Raw genomic sequence first — 15,949 nt, 5'->3', positions numbered from 1 at the left:
TTTGGTATCGTTCTTCTCGGCTGAGGTGCTTGTACATTGGGCAATTTCGATTTGGCGGTTAAAGCGGCCATGATGCTCTCGCATCCTCAGCCACCTATAACCAGTTCATCTTTGTTGCACTTCGTCCTTGAATCCGCCATATAAATCAAATGATCAATACGCCTGTTATAGATGATGAAGACGAAGACATGGAGGTGTTTTCATGAAGTCAAAGTTTGCAGTTATTGGTTTGATTGCCTTTAGCAACCTTGCGTACGCCAGTGGCTCTGCTGGTACTGCGGCATCAGAAGGTACACAGCTGATGAACAACGTTGAACTTGCGGCATCTAACGTCAAGCAAGCCAACATGGTCGCAATGCAAATCCAAGGAAACATCACCATGGTGAATCAGTACCTTGCAATGCTCACCAATCTGAAAAATCTGCCTGCAACGATGTTGCAACAGGCTAGGCAACCGTATTTCGGGCAGCTCAATGCTCTAAACACATTGCTTGGCAGCGTTAAACGGGTTGGCAGTGCATCCGCTGATGTAGAGCGTGCGATGACAGCTCGCATTTCTGAGGCCGGAAAAATGGGGATGAATGTGGCCACCTATATGGGCTACGAGCAAAAGATGGCCAGCACCAAAGGCGGCTATTACAAAGAGCGTCTTGATCAAGATGTCGCGACGATTAGCAATGCCCAAGATCGAGCAGCTCAGTTGCGTGCTGTTTCTGAGCAAACACAAGCCATCACAGGAAACGTTGAAGGGCTTCAGTTGCTCAATCAGCAAAGCACCATGATGGCTGGTGAGTTGGTAGAAATTAAGACCGCATTAATGACTCAGAGTGCTGATCGAAATTCAGATGCCATTAGCAAGCAAAATTCAAACGCTGCCCACGCTACGACTCTGCAAAGCGCAGGGGCTGCTGGCTCCGCATTGAACAGCAGAAATGGCACGTCAAGTGTGAAGGCTCCAGATCCATGGACAGATGGCGGTGCACCATGATGACACTTCAAAAACGCACGCTCATATTACTGCTTCGTCGCAAGGTTTTAACTCGTCGAGAAACTTGCTGGTTGGCAAATGCTGAAAGACATCATCGTCAACGATTCATGAATTTGCGTAGCGATGAATTGAATATTCCGTGGCAAGTGAAAAGATCGTTCAAGTTACTTTTACTTTTGACGGCCCTTCGGTTGCTAATTGATGAGCCAATCATGACATTTTTCGGTTTTTTAGCAATGCCGCTAGGAGCCATCGTTTTCTTAATCACCGTATCCAAGTGGATGTACGGATTATTTATTTAATAGGTGGTAAGCATGGTTGATTGCACCAATCTTCAAAATGTGGTTCTTGGCGACGTTGTGTCATGCATGTACAACTCGGTCACTGGAGCATTGAGTTCCAAATCAACAGTACTGGTTGATGAGGGCTTGGATTTAGCCGTTATGTTGCTTCTCATCACTGTGAGTTGGGCGATTTTGATGTGGATGCTTTCAAGTGATGGTTTAACAGCACTTCAGGAATCTACAAAGACGTTTGTACGTTATTCGGTAGTTGCCTTGATGCTCTCAAGTTGGGCTGCATTCACAACAGGTTTTTTTCAAACCAATTTCAATCAAATCGCACAAAAAGTAGCGGGTACTGCTGATGTTTCGACCTCAGCAAATTTAATGTTCCAAGCAGCTGCTCAGCTCTTCAAGGGGGAGCAGGAGCCGAAATGCACACAGACTGCTCCAGTTCAAGTTGAAGCAGGGGTTGAACCAGGCTATCAACAAATTGATTTGTGTGGCGCGAAGGGAGCACCTTCCATCACAGACATGCTTTTGTACTTTCCCAAAATCATGGCCGCACTGTCATTCAAGATCGCTGCGCTGTTTTTTCTCGCACTTGCGTTCGTCGCATACGTGGTGGCGATATTCATGGCTCAAGTCTCGTTCAGCATTGGCGTTACGTTAGGTCCAATTTTGGTCCCATGGTTGATTTGGGAGCGTACCGAATTTTTATTTGATGGTTGGCTCAAATTCATGATCGCAGCAGGGCTGACCAAAATTGTTGCCGCTCTCATGGTTGCAACGACCGCTGGGATGTTTGTTGTTTTGCGCGGCATGGCTGACATGATTGACAGTGCTTCTGGCTACAGCACTGTAGATCTAGTTGCCGCTTGGATGATGGCCATTGTCAGTCTTATTTGCGCTTACATGATGTGGCAAGTACAAGGGATTGCACAGGCACTTGTTAGCGGTGGTAGTGGCGCTAGCAGTAAAGATTTTGGTAAAGGTGCAGGGCGTCAAGCTGCTGGAAAAGCAGGTAGTGCCGCAATGTCACTTGGTAATTTTGTCGCTTCAAAAGTCAAGGGGGGTACTAAATGACTCTTTGTAGCTTTTTATCGACTGCTGTCCAAACCTGCGTCAACTCTTGCTTGATAAGTAGTAGCTACTTGATTCGATGCATCCTCAAATGCTTCAACCGCTGCACCCAGTGTTTTCAATGGATGAAAAACCATTTGATAAACCGCTGCGAGGAACAGCACAACAAACATCCAGCCGACCACGATCAATACAACTTCCCACATGGTGTTCTCCTATTTGGACTGAGCCAATGCTTTTTCAATTTTCTTGTCGGTTTTGTATTGCCCAAGGGCGTAGACCGACCAAATGACAGCTGGAATCCAGCCGATCAGCGTGAGCTGCATCACCAAACAGAAAAGGCCTGCGAATGGACGACCAATCGTGAAGAAGGTCAACCATGGCAACAAAAAAGAAATCAGAAGTCTCACGCTTTGGATGTTCGCACTGTTTTACCTAAAACGCAAGTGTCAACTGGTTGGTTGACAACAAATTTACCTTGGAGTCTCAAATGAGTGAAGAAGCAATCAGCATGCCCCCAAAAGGGACTCAGGAGGGGCTGACTGCCGCTGGTGTCTACAACGATCTTGTTGATGGGTTGAAGCAGCAGGTTATGGACTTGCGTCGTGACAAAGCGATTTGGCAGTTAGTCGGCTTGCTTTTGCTCATTGGCGTACTGATCATGCTGCCACTGCGCAAGCGAATTCCATACTTCTTTGAAACGGACTCGTCCACCGGTCGTGTGACGATGACCAATCGCGTAGCGGAAGAACTCAAAGTTTCTGACAAAAACATCGCTTACTTCTTGCGTCTATGGACTGCGCGACTAACCATCATCAATGCTGCGACTCTCAAAGAAGGGTTGCCAAGCGCCTATAAGTGGACTCGCGGTGGTGCAGTTCGCGAATTGGACGATTGGACTGAAAAGGTCGATAAAACCGCCGAACGTATTGCCAGAACACCAGGTTTGACACGTGAAATTTTGGGCGTTCCAAACGTGTCATTCAACGAAGACCGCACAGTGGCATTCATTGATTTCATCTGGATTGAAAAAGTTCTTGGTGTTGAGCGTGAGCGCCGCCGAAAACTTCTCACGGTTGAGTACGGCGCAGCCCCTCCAAAAGATGATGACCAAGACCCTGATAACCCATTGGGTCTAGGCATCACCCATTGGACTTTGAACGATCAAGTGGAGGCTCGTTAATGAATTTTCTGCATATGAAGTCAGCGCAACGTATTTGCTTGGCTGTTTTGCTCGTAAGCATTCTCAATGTGAGTGCTCAAGATACAAGCGGCCGACGCCCTGCGGCACCAACCAAGTCGCCACTTGAAGAACTATTGCAGTTAAGCAAGGAAATCGGACCACGCCCTGGTGCGATCGTGCCTAAACCATCGTCAATAGATTCGCGACTTGTTGTTTTTCCATACAACAAGGATGCGATATATCCAGTCAAAACGTGGTTCTCACGATTTACACACTTTGAGTTTGCATCTGACGAACAAATCTTGTCGGCAGTTGTGAATGATGAATCAGAGTGGGAGGTCCGTGTACTTGGCACTGGAACAGATTTAACAGTACGCCCAACACAATCTGGCGCATCTGGTTCTATGTTGATCATCACGACTGCTAGACGCTACCAAATTGATTTGGTGGATGTTCTCCCGTTCAAAGAAGCCAGGCATCAACGTGTTTCATGGCGATCATTCGATTCAGGTGTTTACGAAGATCGAGCGCTGATTTCTCAATTGGCAGGAAAAAAGCGTAATGGTGCAACCAGAGCGGCTGATGGTGAAAGCGAGTCACAAGTCGTTTCTGATGCGATGCCTCTCGTGAACTTGGATAGCTTGAACATGGAGTACGGCATCACAGGGGACGCTGACTTTAAACCAATCATGGTTTTTGATGATGGCAAGCGCACTTGGATCAAATTTAAAGACGCTCAATCAATGCGACCAATCATGTTTGCGGTTTCACCAGAGGGTATGGCCGAAAACATCGAATACGCAGTGCACGGGCCATATTTCATCACTGCAAAGATTTTTCAGCACGGAATATTGTTGAAGTCTGGTGCTGCTGAAATCAAAATCCGCAATCAAAAAACATCCTCATGTGGTGTATTTGATTCTGCATGCCGAGGCGTTGTAGTTAGAAATTTCAATGATGGAGGTGAACTCAAATGAGTCAACCTCAAACGTCTCCAGTTGGTCCACGTGCGGCAAGTCGCAAGTGGATTACCTATGGCGTAGGTTTGCTGATCGTGTTGATTGGCGTGTCTTTGGTTTGGCGCAACTTATCAGGCAACACTCTCAAAGATCAAAAAATCGCAGCTCAGAAGGTCAAAGACGATAAAAAAATCGCTGCTGCTACTCCTGGCGACTCGGGGGCGTTCAGTACACGGCTAGAACAGCGTCGTAAAGAAGTTGAAGAGGACATGGCCAAGGAGGAGGGCGCTAAGAAGAAAGATGGCCCATTAGACCCTTCAAAAGCGAAGAATGCTACCGAAAGTGGTGTGGGGCACAAGATCGCAACGGGTGGCAACGGTGAGCAAACTGGCTATCCAACGGCGTATCCAAAGGGCACGCCCAACTCCACGGCTGGTCAGGATGCAAAAGATAGCGAATACGACGCTCGCAAACAGGAAATGATGCGCAATGCCCAAAGAAAAATGGGTGTTTGGGAATCCGAAGCTCTCAAAAATACTGGTGCAAAAACTACCAATGCAACCAATCCTAATCAGGCGCTAACTCAACAGTTGGCTGCATATGCAGCAATGACTGGAAATAGCGCTGGTCTTCCTACTACTCCACAAGCGGACGAATCAGCCAAAACTCCTGCCTCTACAGCTGTCAACCCCTTGGTTGAGGCCTACATGCGCACCCAAGGGCAGGGGCAGGGGGCAACAACGTCTGATGCCAAAGACAAACAGTTTATGGACCATTTGGCCGCAAACAAAGGAAAAGAGCCTGCGCAGCCATTACGTGCTCAATCTGGTCCTGGCCCTTACAGCCTGCTAGAAGGTGCATCCATTCTTGTTGGCGTTCGTGGCGCTGTCTCCAGCGATAAAGCAGGACCATGTCGTGTGCAAGTTGAAGAAGACGTATATGACACGGTGACGCAGCGCGTAAAACTAATTCCAGCCGGAACCACGATCCTGTGTACGTACAACGCCGAGGTTGCTCACGGCCAAGAAACGATGTTGCTGGCATTTACAAAAATGACCTTCCCTTCAGGAGCGCATGTGATTTTGGGTGGAATGCCTGGATCTGATCCACAAGGCGCTATTGGGGCACCAGCAGAGGTGAATTCACGGTTTTGGAAGACCTTTGGCACCAGTTTCATGGTGGCCGCGATTGCCACATTTGCTGAAAGAAATACATCCAATACCGGTACGACTATCAACGTGAGTAATGGTGCCGTTCTAGGCAGTGCTGCAACACAAGCGCTTGCAGATGTAGCTAAGAAGTCTCTTGAGCGAAATATCAACATCAAGCCTGAGCTTCGCCTCAAACCCGCTGATCGTCTTCGCGTTGTCGTCACAAACGACATGGTTCTAGATCCAAAAATTACAGGAGTTCGTCAATGAAATTTAAAAAATGCTTTTCTCAAATCGTGCATGTTTTTCTCGGGGCGATGCTGACCGTGTCAGCTAATGCTCAGTCAGCTTCATCCCAAAAATATGACTTCAATTACCGCGTATCAGATGAACGAATTTCTGTTTTTGACGATGGGAAAGTCACGCGCATTCAATTGCCGGAAGGTATGACGATTCCAATTGTGATGTCTCAAGAACCTGCGGGTGATGTACTTCTTGATCTGAAAAAGGACTCACCGTACCTTTCAATTCAAGGAACGTACTCCAAGCTGGTTATGCGCTGGAGTGGCAAGCGTGAAATCGTTGCTAGTTACAACGGCCCTATTGAAATTGAGCGCCAAGGGCGTCCTGCGGCTTTTGGCATGGCCACACCGGCACGCACCTACGGCGCTGTCAGCGAACCAGTTGAGTTTGAAAAAACGCAGATGGCTGTCCAAACTACAGAAAAAGCCCCTGGTCTTTCTACGGTGGAGAAGCAACGAGCTGAATCTTCAGTGCAAGCTGTCGCAGCGAACTCACCTATTGATGTTCCAGCCATTGAGCCACAGGGGGCCAAGTTTGAGGTTTCACCCTTAGATCAAAACTTCAGAAAAGTCTTGATGAAGTGGTCAAAGGACTCTGGATGGACATTTGAACCTGAACATTGGGCTGTCGCACGAGATATCCCTGTCAGTGGCTCTGATGCTGTTATCAGTGACTATAAAACTGCGGTTCGTCGCTTGCTGAAAAGCACCACGCTGACTGATCTGCCCGTTCAACCATGCTTTTATTCAAACAACGTCTTGCGTGTCATTCCAGCAAGTGAATTGTGCGCACGTTCTGAAAACTAATCGAGGCCAATCATCATGAAATTACTTCACAACACATTATTTTTGGCTGTCTCACTTGCATTGTCTGGATGCGGAACGTATTTTGCAGACCGAGACATTCGTAGCGATGGCGAAAAAACAAGCGATCGTGTTGATCAGTACCAACAAGTGGCAAAAAATCGCGCAAAAAATTACAAAGATCAAGCGATTCGTCAACAAGATGTTGAAGCGCCTTGGTTAGCTGGTAAAAGCGTGCCTTTGGCACGTGACTTATCTTTGCCACCAGTGCTGCGAACACGCCTGCGCTTGTCAGAAAATTCTATGGATGCTCTTGGGCGCACCAAGGTGACGGCCATCACACCAGAGTGCAACCCCAACACCTACACATTACAACGCCTTGCCAGCTGCGTAACAGCGCTCATTGGCGTTCCCGTTCGAGTTAAACCTGATGCCTTGCTACCAGCATCGCAGTTTGCTTTGCGTCGCTCCGCATCGAGCGGAACTCCTCCGTCTACGCAGCCAGCACAAAACCAAAATCAAGCCCAAGAGTTGTTGAGTGTTGCCCCAGTTGATATGGATCTCAATACGTTGTTGGATATGGCTGATGCAACGTGGGGGGTAAGCCATCGTGTTACGGAAAACGGAACAATTGAAATTTTTCGTCTTGAAACACGTGTATTGCGCTTAAAAGCGCTGTCTCAAAAAATTCCAAACGTTATTACTACAAGCTCGGGATTTAAAGAAGAGTCAAAGACCACCTACGAGAACACGGCTACCGATGTGCTCACGAGTATGAAGGCCTCTTTGTTAGCAATGGGAACGGTTGCCGGTTCAATTGAAATTAATCCTGAATCTAAGTCAGTCATCGTGACCGATACGCCTGATGCAATTGCGCGCATCGAAAGCTATTTAGAAACTGAAAACAAGCGTTTAACGCGCCGCATCACCCTGATCGTCGAAGAGCTGTTTGTTACGAACAAACACGGTCGTGAAGTTTCAATTGATTGGACTCTGCTTTATAAGCGTGCTAACGGTGTAAATGATTCGTTCACATCCCCAAAATCTCTTGCAAGTACGAATCCAGGCTCTCTCGGGTTTAGCGCATCGAGCACCAGTCAGTACTCAGGTTCAACAGCGATTTTGCAGGCATTGGATGAGATGGGGTTGACAGTGACACGGCGAACTTTCCCTGTGTCCACCTTGAATGGAAATGCCCAAACAATCGGCTTACCAACTGTATTTGATTACGTGGCCAGCGTGGCCAGCAATACGTCCACATCCTCACTTGGCAGCGTGAGTGCGCCCACGATCACTCAAAAAGAGGACAAATATGGTGTTTTCTTGACTGTGACACCGGAAGCCCAAGATGATGGCCAGATTTTGGTCGCATTGAACCTAGCAGACCGTACAGGCACGCTTACCCCCTATACCGTGCAGGTGCAGGGTAGTGGAACCACGATTCAGCAACGCAACATCCAAGAGGCCAATTTAACGGGGCGAACTGTTGTGCGTACAGGCGTCACGCATCTGATTGGTGGCCTTGATGAGTCGGTAAATGGCTCAAATTCACGTCGATTTGATGAAAAAGCTCCGCTAATTCTTGGTGGTTCTGATGCCACCAATCAGTCATCGCGTCGAATCATTTTGTTGGTAACTGCGGTTGCAGAAGACAGCATTTAAGAAGTTGACCATGTCTCTTTTTAACCGCAAAAAACCACAAGGCTTGACCAACAAGTCATCGGGCCGTACCGAGGTAACTCGTTATGCAGCTCGTCCATTGCAGTTCGTTCAAAGTTCAACGGCTAGTCGAGCATTGGTATTAGGTTTGAACTGGCGCACCATCTTGTTAGCTGGTGGAACCAATGCTGCGATCACGATCGCAAGAGAAGGGGCTGCAACGCACTACTGTGTTGTCGGTGGACAAACAGTCGGCTATGGGCTAGTCCCAAAGGACAAGACGCAAACACTTCCTGAGCAGTCATACCCTGCGGCGCTGTTGGCCGGTCGTCAACATTCAGGTGATGCACTTTTTGCCTTATCTCTCAGCTCTACGGAGATTTGGGTTGCTCAGACGCGAAGTGGACGCCCTAGTGGCATAGATGAAGTGCTCATAGAGCGTAATGGCCAAGTGGACAAACTTGCACTCGCTTGGCTGTCTAAACGACTTGCTCAAAATCCTTCGTCGGTTGTTTATACAGACATTGATGTGAGTACCACTGGCGCAAAGTCGCATGTGTCGTCTCTGGCTTCGCTCATGACGATTCCGGCCATGCCTGCCGATGCGTTGCTCGCGTTGCCTGCTGCTAATTTCTTGGCACAAATCAAGGTGCCAATGCCGCTTTTAAAGGTCGCCGGTGCCGTTTTGTTGCTGTGGGTCTGCAACACGGGATATGACGCCTGGAATGCCTCTGTTACGGCTCAAAAAAGAGCCGAAGAAATGGCGCAAAGACAACAGAATGAAGACCCTAAGAAGGTTTGGCTTGAATCAATAAATCGCCTTGGTGGAGGGCGTTTAAATCCATCTATTGATAACTTGCGGCCATTGCGTAAATCACTTGGTGAGTTACCTGTAAATTGGCGAGGCTGGCATTTGAAAACGGCTGTATGTAAGCCTCAAACTCCCAATGCCGGTAAACAAGCATGGTCTTGCTCCGCGAATTATGAGTCAGATGGAAAAGTCAACACGGCGACAAACGTTGAGTTGAAATCATCTATTCCACAGGGATTTACGGCCAAATTTGCTCCAACTCAATCGCTCTCTTTAGAGTGGAGTGTGGAGAGCCAGGTTAGCCCCTTGGATGTTGCTGCGCTCCCCCCTAGGGCGCATCACTTGTTGGTCACCGCATCAAAGCTTCAAGAGCTTTTGCCTGCACTGACTGATGCTCCAAAAATCACATTTACACCGTTGACAGTTACACCGCCCCGTAGATTCGATGGCACGGCAATCGCCATGCCATCTGATGTTGACTTGCCATCAGAGGCACCCATCAGTCTCAAAGGGCCGTTACGCACGATTGATGCACTTATTGACCGAGGTGTGGCGGCAGAGTGGCGCAGTCTTACTTTGTCATACGGACAAATTTCAGCTGAGGCCGTCAACCTGCGCACATCAGCCTTGCAAGTCGAACTTAATGGAATTTTTTATGCAAAAAACTAATCTTTTAAAGCTAATGATTGGTATCACTGGCGCATGTGCATTCGCAACTGCATTTGCTCAAGAGGCTGCCCCAACAAGCTCACAAACCGTTGATGCACTTCTTCAGGCTGAAAACAAATCGGTCTATGAGCGCGAGAACCCGCCGCGTCAAACTGTTCGGAAAAATTTGGATATGACAGTTCAATCAATTTACGGTTCTGAATCAAACATGCGTGTTGATTTGATGATTGGTGACAAGCTGCAAGCAGGCCAGTCTGTTGGTGACAAGGTTGGTCAATATGAAATTGGCTTGATTGAGGGGCGCTGCGTGTCTCTTTATCCTGCGCGATCGGCACGCGAACGTTCGCGTAGCGCGTTAATTCAAGCCAGTCTTGCTGGAGGTGAGGAATTTATCAAGCCAAAGCTCAAAGGCAAGCCGACGCAGCTTTGTTGGATCGCCCCAGTACAAGCCACGGCACCGGCGGCGATGAGTCCAGCTACGCCTATGCAAGGTTTTTACCCAAATGCACCTCTGCCAGCGGCATTAGTCGTTCCTCCTGGCTCACCTAGATAAGGGTGACTATGTTTGACTTTTTAAAACCCAAACAAAAGCATTCAAGCCCTATGGTGCGAACGCTCACCAGTAGTGCTACTGAAACTGTCGCAACGATCCCTATCGTGGCGATTGCAATGGATGAGGACCGTGGATACAGGTTCTCATCTGAATTTATTGAGCGTAGTGATGATTTGACAAGTGTGCCGTTTGTCGAATGCATAAACGCAAAGCTCTCGCTCTCTCCACATCTATTTGTTTCTGTCGCGATTGTGCAAGCGGCCAAAGCCGGTAAAACCGCTGTCTTGCTCGTTGCGCCAACAGTGACAACGGATGATTTGACTGAATACGAAGAGATTTTGACCAAGCAGGGCTGGTCGCTACCAAGTGAGGGTTACCAAGTTTGGAGAGCCGCTCCATCCATCATCATCGCTGTCAGTCAAGGCCATCTTGGCCACCATCAAATTAGCGCTGTTCAATCCATCAACAGAGACAGTGGCAAGAGTGCGTTGTGGCAGTCCTTCGTTGACGTTGCTCAATGGGCATTTGATCAAGGGGCCAATGACATTGACTACGCCGTCAATATTCATGATTCAATGTCGCAAATTTGCTTCAAGATTGATGGCCGATACCTTAAGCCTCAGAGGTGGCGACTTCCCACCGACACGATGCTTCAAATGCTTGGTATTGCTTGGCAACGGGGCGATGGAGGCTCCGATGCTACTTTTCAGCAACGCATTGAGCAACAGTGTCGAATTGAGGTTGATTTAGCAAACGATGTTCGGGTTCGATTGCGCTGGTCTGGTATGGCTATTGATTCAGGCCCAGTAGTGACCATGCGTTTGCAAAAATTAGGTGCATCATCGGTCGTGAAGACCTTGGAGGGGGCTGGATATTTGCCCTGGCACTTGGAGGTTTACAACCGCGTAATCGCAACACGCGGTGGCATGATAACCATGGCCGGAACCGTTGGTAGCGGTAAATCTGTTTCATTGGCAATTTTGATGGGCTTGCTTCCTACTCACATTAAAAAAGTGAGCATGGAAGACCCCGTTGAAATTGATATGCCTGATGTGTATCAAAAAACAATCAGCCGCGATTTACTCAAAACTGGGGATGGTGACGATGCCGCATTTTCATCAGGTACGCGTGCACTATTTCGGTCTGCCTTCGATACATTTTTACTTGGCGAAATTCGGGATCGTGAAACAGCGCGGGTTGCACGCGCTGTTTTGGAATCAGGGCACTCACTTTATACAACCACGCACGCACCTGGTGTTTTAGGGATTTTTTCAAGGTACGTCAGTCCACAAATTGGAATTCCACTCGATGTACTTGCAACGCCTGGCAACGTCAGGCTGAATGTGTACCAGGCACTCTTGCCAAGGAACTGCCCACACTGTGCGAAGTCTCCTGATGATTACGTGTCTGCCTTCAACTTAAGAGGTGCGGCGCTGACTGACCATCAGAATTACCTTGATCGCTTTGAACGCCTGTACGGTTTTGATCGAAATCTTCTTCGATTGAGAGATTCAAACGGGTGTGACCAGTGCGTTAAGCCCGAACTTTCTGAACTTAATGGTTTTGCTGGCCGCACAGTTGCAGCAGAAATGCTTGAGCCAGATGAAGCCATGTGCGATTTGTTGCTCTCAGGCAATCAAGTCGGACTACATCGTTATTGGCGTGAGCTGTCAAACCAGAAGTTTGCTGATCCTGATTTCACCGGTAAATCAGCCATGGATGTGGCAATTTACAAAGCGTCTCTTGGCCAAGTGGACCCACGCGAAATTGAACTTCAATTTGAAAGCTTTGCCTCGGTGGAGCATAAACGTGTTACCAGAAAAGCCAAATCAACTATGGCCGCTGTTTTGCGCACCGTTGGAGCTACGACATGAGCGATAAATTAACTTTTGGCCAAAAGCAGGCAGCAAGAAAATTTCGAAGTAAACGTGCGGAATATTACGAAGATTTGGCCGCACTGTTGAGCACGACCAATCGAAAAATGCTCTCAATTCTTGAGGCAGATGCTCTAAGGTATGTAAACACCCCTCGTGGTCAGTTGTCTGCCCTATGGGCGCAGAGATTTATTGATAACGGTGCCAATCTTGCTGCGGCTTGGCAAGGAACATTGCCAGCCGATGAAGTGGCAATTTTGTACGTTCAGCAGGATGCAGGGGAAGATGCCATCCCCTCTGCACTGAATGACCTTGCCGTGATGGCGAGGCTATCCGATCGTGTGATTTCTGAATCCGTCAATACATTAGCAGTGGCCTTCTTAGCGCTCATCGTTGCAACAGTGGCGATTACCGTAATGCCTGGCTTCAGCGTCTCAACAATGAAGGAGGCAATAGAAGTACCTGTGTCTTACTGGGGACCGTTCGGTCGAGCAATGGCAGCATGGGATGAGACGGTTAAAGCTTACGCTATTCCGGTCTTAATCGTTGTGCTGATGGGTACGACCTGGCTCATATGGTCTGCCCAAAACTGGGTAGGACAGTCACGTGAAACAGCTGACCGAACAGTCACCCTATACCGCACATTACGTGAAGTATCCGCAGTTCGATTTTTGATGGCCATGTCCACGTTGACGCGCAAACGCGGCAACGTGATGCACACGCTCGAAGATGCATTGCTCAGCCTTGCTGATAGCAGCGCTTCTCCATGGATGCGCTGGCGAATTGAGCAGGTCTTAGATCGAATTGGCGAAACCGGTGCCACTACTTGTGATGTATTTGACTCTGGATTGTTGTCTCAAGAAATGTTTTGGCGACTCAGGGATGTGGAGGAGGGCAGTGGTTTTGCTGCCGCCTTTGACGTTACAAGCAAATATGTTGCAGCTCATTTAGTGCCACGTTTGATCAAACGATTGACTGTTTGGCGTTGGATCTTGCTATTCACAGGGGTGGTTGTCACTGGAGGCATGGTTTTATGGATTCAAACCGCCACATTCGAAATGAAAGCAGCAGCCATGAACTACATGGCCGGATGAGGAGGTAATGGAACAAAAAATTACCAACTTCAAAAACAGAAATTTACCCACTTCAAACTTAAGGAATGATCATGAAAAAACCAATTGAAACCAACACCAAGACCAATCAGAAATTAGCTCGCAAAAAACAAGGCGGCTTCACCCTAGTGGAACTCTCCATCGTGATGTTGATCATCGCCGTTTTAGGCACTTTGAGCTATCCAAAGATCCGCACATTTTTGGTTAGTGGCAAAACGAAGCCAACCGCCGATGATGTGACATTGGCGGTGACACGAATCCGTGCAAACGCGGAAGGTACTGGCAACACGCCATATACAGGCGTTGCAACGAATACGATTGCAAATACCTTGCGTGACCGCACCAATGCTTTGACCGTAACGGGTGTTGGAAACGCGGCAACGTTGCAGCACAAACTCGGTGCTACAGGATCTCAAGTAACAGCAGCACCTGCAACGATCACGACAGCGGGGGACAGCTTCACATTGACATTTCCTACTGTGAACAGTGGAGCGTGTCCTGAACTAGCCACTTCATTGCAAAACAGTGCGGAAATCATCTCAATCAATGGCACTGTTGTCAAAAGCGTACCCGCAGGCACCGTCTACAACGGTCAAACCGCAGCTGCTGCATGTACGGCTGACGACACCAACGCCTACGTATTCACATTCCGTTAAGAGATAGCCATGTTGTTTAAGACACGTTCACCTGTGACTCGAAGAACTAATGTGCGAGCCTCCTCGATGAGCGTGTCTCGGCAGCGTGGCTTCACCTTGATTGAGTTATCAATCACGCTGCTGATCATTGCTGTTTTGAGTGTTATTGCAACAAAAAAAATACTCAATGATGCTGACGATGCCAGTGCTGCGGCAACGGGCACTTATGTAAACAGCGCAGCAGCGGGGTTGGAGCGATTCGTTATCATGAATTTCACCTCGCTTTCAAACGGCACCAGCGTATCTGGTGTTGCTACTGCAACTCAACCAAGCATGGCAGAGTTAAAAACGCTGGGGCGCTTGCCAACCACTTTTCCGTCATTTGCTCCAAATCAACAGCAATTGCGATTTGACATTGTTCGCACAAGTTGCCCAGGTTCTGGTTGCACATTGACAGCGACCGCATGTCTGACTGCACCTATGACGGTCCGAGGCATTTATCGGGATGACCTAGTGACCCAAGCCATGGTATCCATGGGTGGCCATGGTGGACGCAGTCATCTCAATGCAGGCGCGATCGTGAGAGGCGCGAGTTTTAGCGTGGCTAATCCACTTGGTAATGTCGAGGGCGTTCTTTGCGGTTCAAACGCGGTAGATGCAGCGCTTTATGACCAGTTCGCAAAGATGAACGATACAAGGGACCCAAATTTTCAAGGCAATGTGAGTATTGCCGGTGGACTAAAAGTGGGGGCTGGGTCGAGTGGTTCAACGAGCTGTGCGTTAGGTGAAATTTTGACGAGTGGCCAAATCATCAGCCGAGCTTCAAATTGTGTCAGCCGAGCCTGGTTAGATGGCACTTCCGGTCAAATTGGCGTAGCCAATGCATCGGGAACAACGCGAGTGCTCATGGACGGCAGCAATGGCAGTTTGAGCAGCATGGATGCCTCCGGTACCACCCGAGGTGGCTTACGGTACAACGCGGCGGCTCAATCAGAGTTTTTTGCGGACAGTGTCACGAATAACGCCGGTACTGCTGGAGTTCGTTCAGATGGAACCGTTTTCGCAAGCAACGCTGTTCTGTCTGGTGCCACATTGAATGCCACGTCCAGCATTGGGGTAGCCTGCCCCACTGATGCGGCAATGTCATGGGCACTGCAAGGCACACGGTACACGCTAGTGCGATGCACTGGAGGCGTTTGGACTTCTACAGGTGGCCTTGCCGTTGCCACGCTAGGAACAGCGTGCTCACCCGATGGATCACCAGCGGTTTCGTCAGCCGGTGCCCAGTTAATTTGTTCTGGGGGTTCCTATGTCAATTTGACAGACCGAATGGGCAAATTTATTGCTATGGAAGCCTATACGGTTAGTGATGGTGGAACAGTTCCAAAGCCTATTTGTCAATCTGGTTCAACTGGTGCAGCTGCGTATCTGTTAGCAGGGAATGAAACCCAAAACATCCAGACAATGAATAGGTATGTCCAAGATGTTGGGACAAGTTGGATTGCCTATATGCGAAATGGTTCAGGCGTAGCTATTTCAGGGGATTTTGTTGCACAAACGTATTGTTTGTATTGATTTTTTTAACCACCAAAGGAGATTTTCATGAAATTTTATAAATTTGGAATTGCACTCGCACTCACAACATTAATGAGTTCAGTATTTGCTCAAGGTGTTCCTCATGAGCGAGTTATTCAGGATTTCACGCGAACAAATCGGTTGACCGGTACGCCACTTGCTCCTGCTGGAGTGATTCCGAATCAAGAGTCCCCAACAGGAACCATGTGCGGCGCATATCAGTGGTGGCTAATTAGCTCTTGCCAAGGCCACAATCCTGTCGTGAGCTGCCCGAGTGGATACCATTTTGGTATTGCCGTATCGTCTGGTT

Annotated in this window: 17 protein-coding genes; 15 read left to right on the top strand and 2 right to left on the bottom strand. The window is 48.4% G+C overall.

Annotated features, from left to right (window positions below):
* Positions 1-202 precede the first annotated feature (202 nt).
* The 3 genes from RMS95_RS02230 to RMS95_RS02220 are packed head-to-tail and all read left to right on the top strand — an operon-like array spanning position 203 to position 2,355.
* Positions 203-988 carry a hypothetical protein gene (locus RMS95_RS02230; RefSeq protein WP_310643206.1) on the top strand — a complete coding sequence of 262 codons (786 nt, stop codon included), beginning with the start codon at positions 203-205 and terminating at the stop codon, positions 986-988.
* Complete coding sequence (locus RMS95_RS02225; RefSeq protein ID WP_310643204.1) at positions 985-1,290, top strand: hypothetical protein; 306 nt, start codon at positions 985-987, stop codon at positions 1,288-1,290. Before RMS95_RS02230 ends, RMS95_RS02225 begins: the two co-directional genes overlap by 4 nt.
* Positions 1,291-1,302: 12 nt before the next feature.
* Entirely contained in the window at positions 1,303-2,355 is a 1,053-nt protein-coding gene (locus RMS95_RS02220) for a type IV secretion system protein (protein WP_310643202.1), read from the top strand.
* A gap of 14 nt (positions 2,356-2,369) precedes the next feature.
* Here RMS95_RS02220 and RMS95_RS02215 read toward each other — a convergent pair whose 3' ends face one another.
* Together RMS95_RS02215 and RMS95_RS02210 are read right to left on the bottom strand one after the other, a co-directional pair.
* The gene (locus tag RMS95_RS02215; RefSeq protein ID WP_310643200.1) at positions 2,370-2,558 is read right to left on the bottom strand and encodes a hypothetical protein; all 189 of its coding nucleotides are present in this window, start codon (positions 2,556-2,558) and stop codon (positions 2,370-2,372) included.
* A 9-nt stretch (positions 2,559-2,567) separates the two neighbouring features.
* Positions 2,568-2,762 carry a YqaE/Pmp3 family membrane protein gene (locus tag RMS95_RS02210; protein WP_310643198.1) on the bottom strand — a complete coding sequence of 65 codons (195 nt, stop codon included), beginning with the start codon at positions 2,760-2,762 and terminating at the stop codon, positions 2,568-2,570.
* 80 nt (positions 2,763-2,842) lie between these two features.
* On the opposite strand from RMS95_RS02210, the gene RMS95_RS02205 reads away from it, so the two are divergent.
* From RMS95_RS02205 to RMS95_RS02150, 12 genes are all read left to right on the top strand, one after another.
* Positions 2,843-3,535 carry a VirB8/TrbF family protein gene (locus RMS95_RS02205; protein ID WP_310613253.1) on the top strand — a complete coding sequence of 231 codons (693 nt, stop codon included), beginning with the start codon at positions 2,843-2,845 and terminating at the stop codon, positions 3,533-3,535.
* Entirely contained in the window at positions 3,535-4,512 is a 978-nt protein-coding gene (locus tag RMS95_RS02200) for a TrbG/VirB9 family P-type conjugative transfer protein (protein ID WP_310643196.1), read from the top strand. The genes RMS95_RS02205 and RMS95_RS02200 overlap by 1 nt, the downstream gene beginning before the upstream one ends.
* On the top strand, positions 4,509-5,915 hold the full coding sequence (locus RMS95_RS02195; RefSeq protein WP_310643194.1) for a TrbI/VirB10 family protein: 1,407 nt from the start codon (positions 4,509-4,511) through the stop codon (positions 5,913-5,915). The genes RMS95_RS02200 and RMS95_RS02195 overlap by 4 nt, the downstream gene beginning before the upstream one ends.
* Positions 5,912-6,754 carry a TcpQ domain-containing protein gene (locus tag RMS95_RS02190; protein WP_310643192.1) on the top strand — a complete coding sequence of 281 codons (843 nt, stop codon included), beginning with the start codon at positions 5,912-5,914 and terminating at the stop codon, positions 6,752-6,754. Before RMS95_RS02195 ends, RMS95_RS02190 begins: the two co-directional genes overlap by 4 nt.
* A 15-nt stretch (positions 6,755-6,769) precedes the next feature.
* The gene (locus RMS95_RS02185; RefSeq protein ID WP_310643190.1) at positions 6,770-8,413 is read left to right on the top strand and encodes a hypothetical protein; all 1,644 of its coding nucleotides are present in this window, start codon (positions 6,770-6,772) and stop codon (positions 8,411-8,413) included.
* A gap of 10 nt (positions 8,414-8,423) precedes the next feature.
* Positions 8,424-9,890 (top strand): hypothetical protein, encoded by a 1,467-nt coding sequence (locus RMS95_RS02180; protein ID WP_310643188.1) that lies wholly within the window; start codon positions 8,424-8,426, stop codon positions 9,888-9,890.
* Entirely contained in the window at positions 9,877-10,443 is a 567-nt protein-coding gene (locus tag RMS95_RS02175; RefSeq protein WP_310643186.1) for a hypothetical protein, read from the top strand. The genes RMS95_RS02180 and RMS95_RS02175 overlap by 14 nt, the downstream gene beginning before the upstream one ends.
* An 8-nt stretch (positions 10,444-10,451) precedes the next feature.
* Positions 10,452-12,317, top strand: coding sequence for an ATPase, T2SS/T4P/T4SS family (locus RMS95_RS02170; RefSeq protein WP_310643185.1), 1,866 nt, complete (start codon positions 10,452-10,454; stop codon positions 12,315-12,317).
* Positions 12,314-13,411 (top strand): hypothetical protein, encoded by a 1,098-nt coding sequence (locus RMS95_RS02165; protein WP_310643183.1) that lies wholly within the window; start codon positions 12,314-12,316, stop codon positions 13,409-13,411. The genes RMS95_RS02170 and RMS95_RS02165 overlap by 4 nt, the downstream gene beginning before the upstream one ends.
* A gap of 71 nt (positions 13,412-13,482) precedes the next feature.
* Positions 13,483-14,085, top strand: a complete 603-nt coding sequence (locus tag RMS95_RS02160) for a prepilin-type N-terminal cleavage/methylation domain-containing protein (RefSeq protein ID WP_310613244.1) — start codon at positions 13,483-13,485, stop codon at positions 14,083-14,085.
* Between the two features lie 9 nt (positions 14,086-14,094).
* A complete protein-coding gene (locus RMS95_RS02155; protein ID WP_310643181.1) occupies positions 14,095-15,639 on the top strand; it encodes a prepilin-type N-terminal cleavage/methylation domain-containing protein in 1,545 nt (514 codons plus the stop codon).
* A 27-nt stretch (positions 15,640-15,666) separates the two neighbouring features.
* On the top strand, positions 15,667-15,949 hold a 283-nt coding region (locus RMS95_RS02150; RefSeq protein WP_310643179.1), incomplete at its 3' end, for a hypothetical protein.

The organism is Limnohabitans sp., from assembly GCF_031539175.1.
Taxonomy (GTDB): Bacteria; Pseudomonadota; Gammaproteobacteria; order Burkholderiales; family Burkholderiaceae_C; genus Limnohabitans.
This window is presented reverse-complemented; position numbering and strand designations above follow the sequence as displayed.

What these genes read in the sequence shown, in the direction of transcription:
- RMS95_RS02230 (WP_310643206.1), top strand. Translation starts at nt 203, where the DNA reads ATGAAGTCAAAGTTTGCAGTTATTGGTTTGATTGCCTTTAGCAACCTT.
- RMS95_RS02225 (WP_310643204.1), top strand. Translation starts at nt 985, where the DNA reads ATGATGACACTTCAAAAACGCACGCTCATATTACTGCTTCGTCGCAAG.
- RMS95_RS02220 (WP_310643202.1), top strand. Translation starts at nt 1,303, where the DNA reads ATGGTTGATTGCACCAATCTTCAAAATGTGGTTCTTGGCGACGTTGTG.
- RMS95_RS02215 (WP_310643200.1), bottom strand. Translation starts at nt 2,558, where the DNA reads ATGTGGGAAGTTGTATTGATCGTGGTCGGCTGGATGTTTGTTGTGCTG.
- RMS95_RS02205 (WP_310613253.1), top strand. Translation starts at nt 2,843, where the DNA reads ATGAGTGAAGAAGCAATCAGCATGCCCCCAAAAGGGACTCAGGAGGGG.
- RMS95_RS02200 (WP_310643196.1), top strand. Translation starts at nt 3,535, where the DNA reads ATGAATTTTCTGCATATGAAGTCAGCGCAACGTATTTGCTTGGCTGTT.
- RMS95_RS02195 (WP_310643194.1), top strand. Translation starts at nt 4,509, where the DNA reads ATGAGTCAACCTCAAACGTCTCCAGTTGGTCCACGTGCGGCAAGTCGC.
- RMS95_RS02190 (WP_310643192.1), top strand. Translation starts at nt 5,912, where the DNA reads ATGAAATTTAAAAAATGCTTTTCTCAAATCGTGCATGTTTTTCTCGGG.
- RMS95_RS02185 (WP_310643190.1), top strand. Translation starts at nt 6,770, where the DNA reads ATGAAATTACTTCACAACACATTATTTTTGGCTGTCTCACTTGCATTG.
- RMS95_RS02180 (WP_310643188.1), top strand. Translation starts at nt 8,424, where the DNA reads ATGTCTCTTTTTAACCGCAAAAAACCACAAGGCTTGACCAACAAGTCA.
- RMS95_RS02175 (WP_310643186.1), top strand. Translation starts at nt 9,877, where the DNA reads ATGCAAAAAACTAATCTTTTAAAGCTAATGATTGGTATCACTGGCGCA.
- RMS95_RS02170 (WP_310643185.1), top strand. Translation starts at nt 10,452, where the DNA reads ATGTTTGACTTTTTAAAACCCAAACAAAAGCATTCAAGCCCTATGGTG.
- RMS95_RS02165 (WP_310643183.1), top strand. Translation starts at nt 12,314, where the DNA reads ATGAGCGATAAATTAACTTTTGGCCAAAAGCAGGCAGCAAGAAAATTT.
- RMS95_RS02160 (WP_310613244.1), top strand. Translation starts at nt 13,483, where the DNA reads ATGAAAAAACCAATTGAAACCAACACCAAGACCAATCAGAAATTAGCT.
- RMS95_RS02155 (WP_310643181.1), top strand. Translation starts at nt 14,095, where the DNA reads ATGTTGTTTAAGACACGTTCACCTGTGACTCGAAGAACTAATGTGCGA.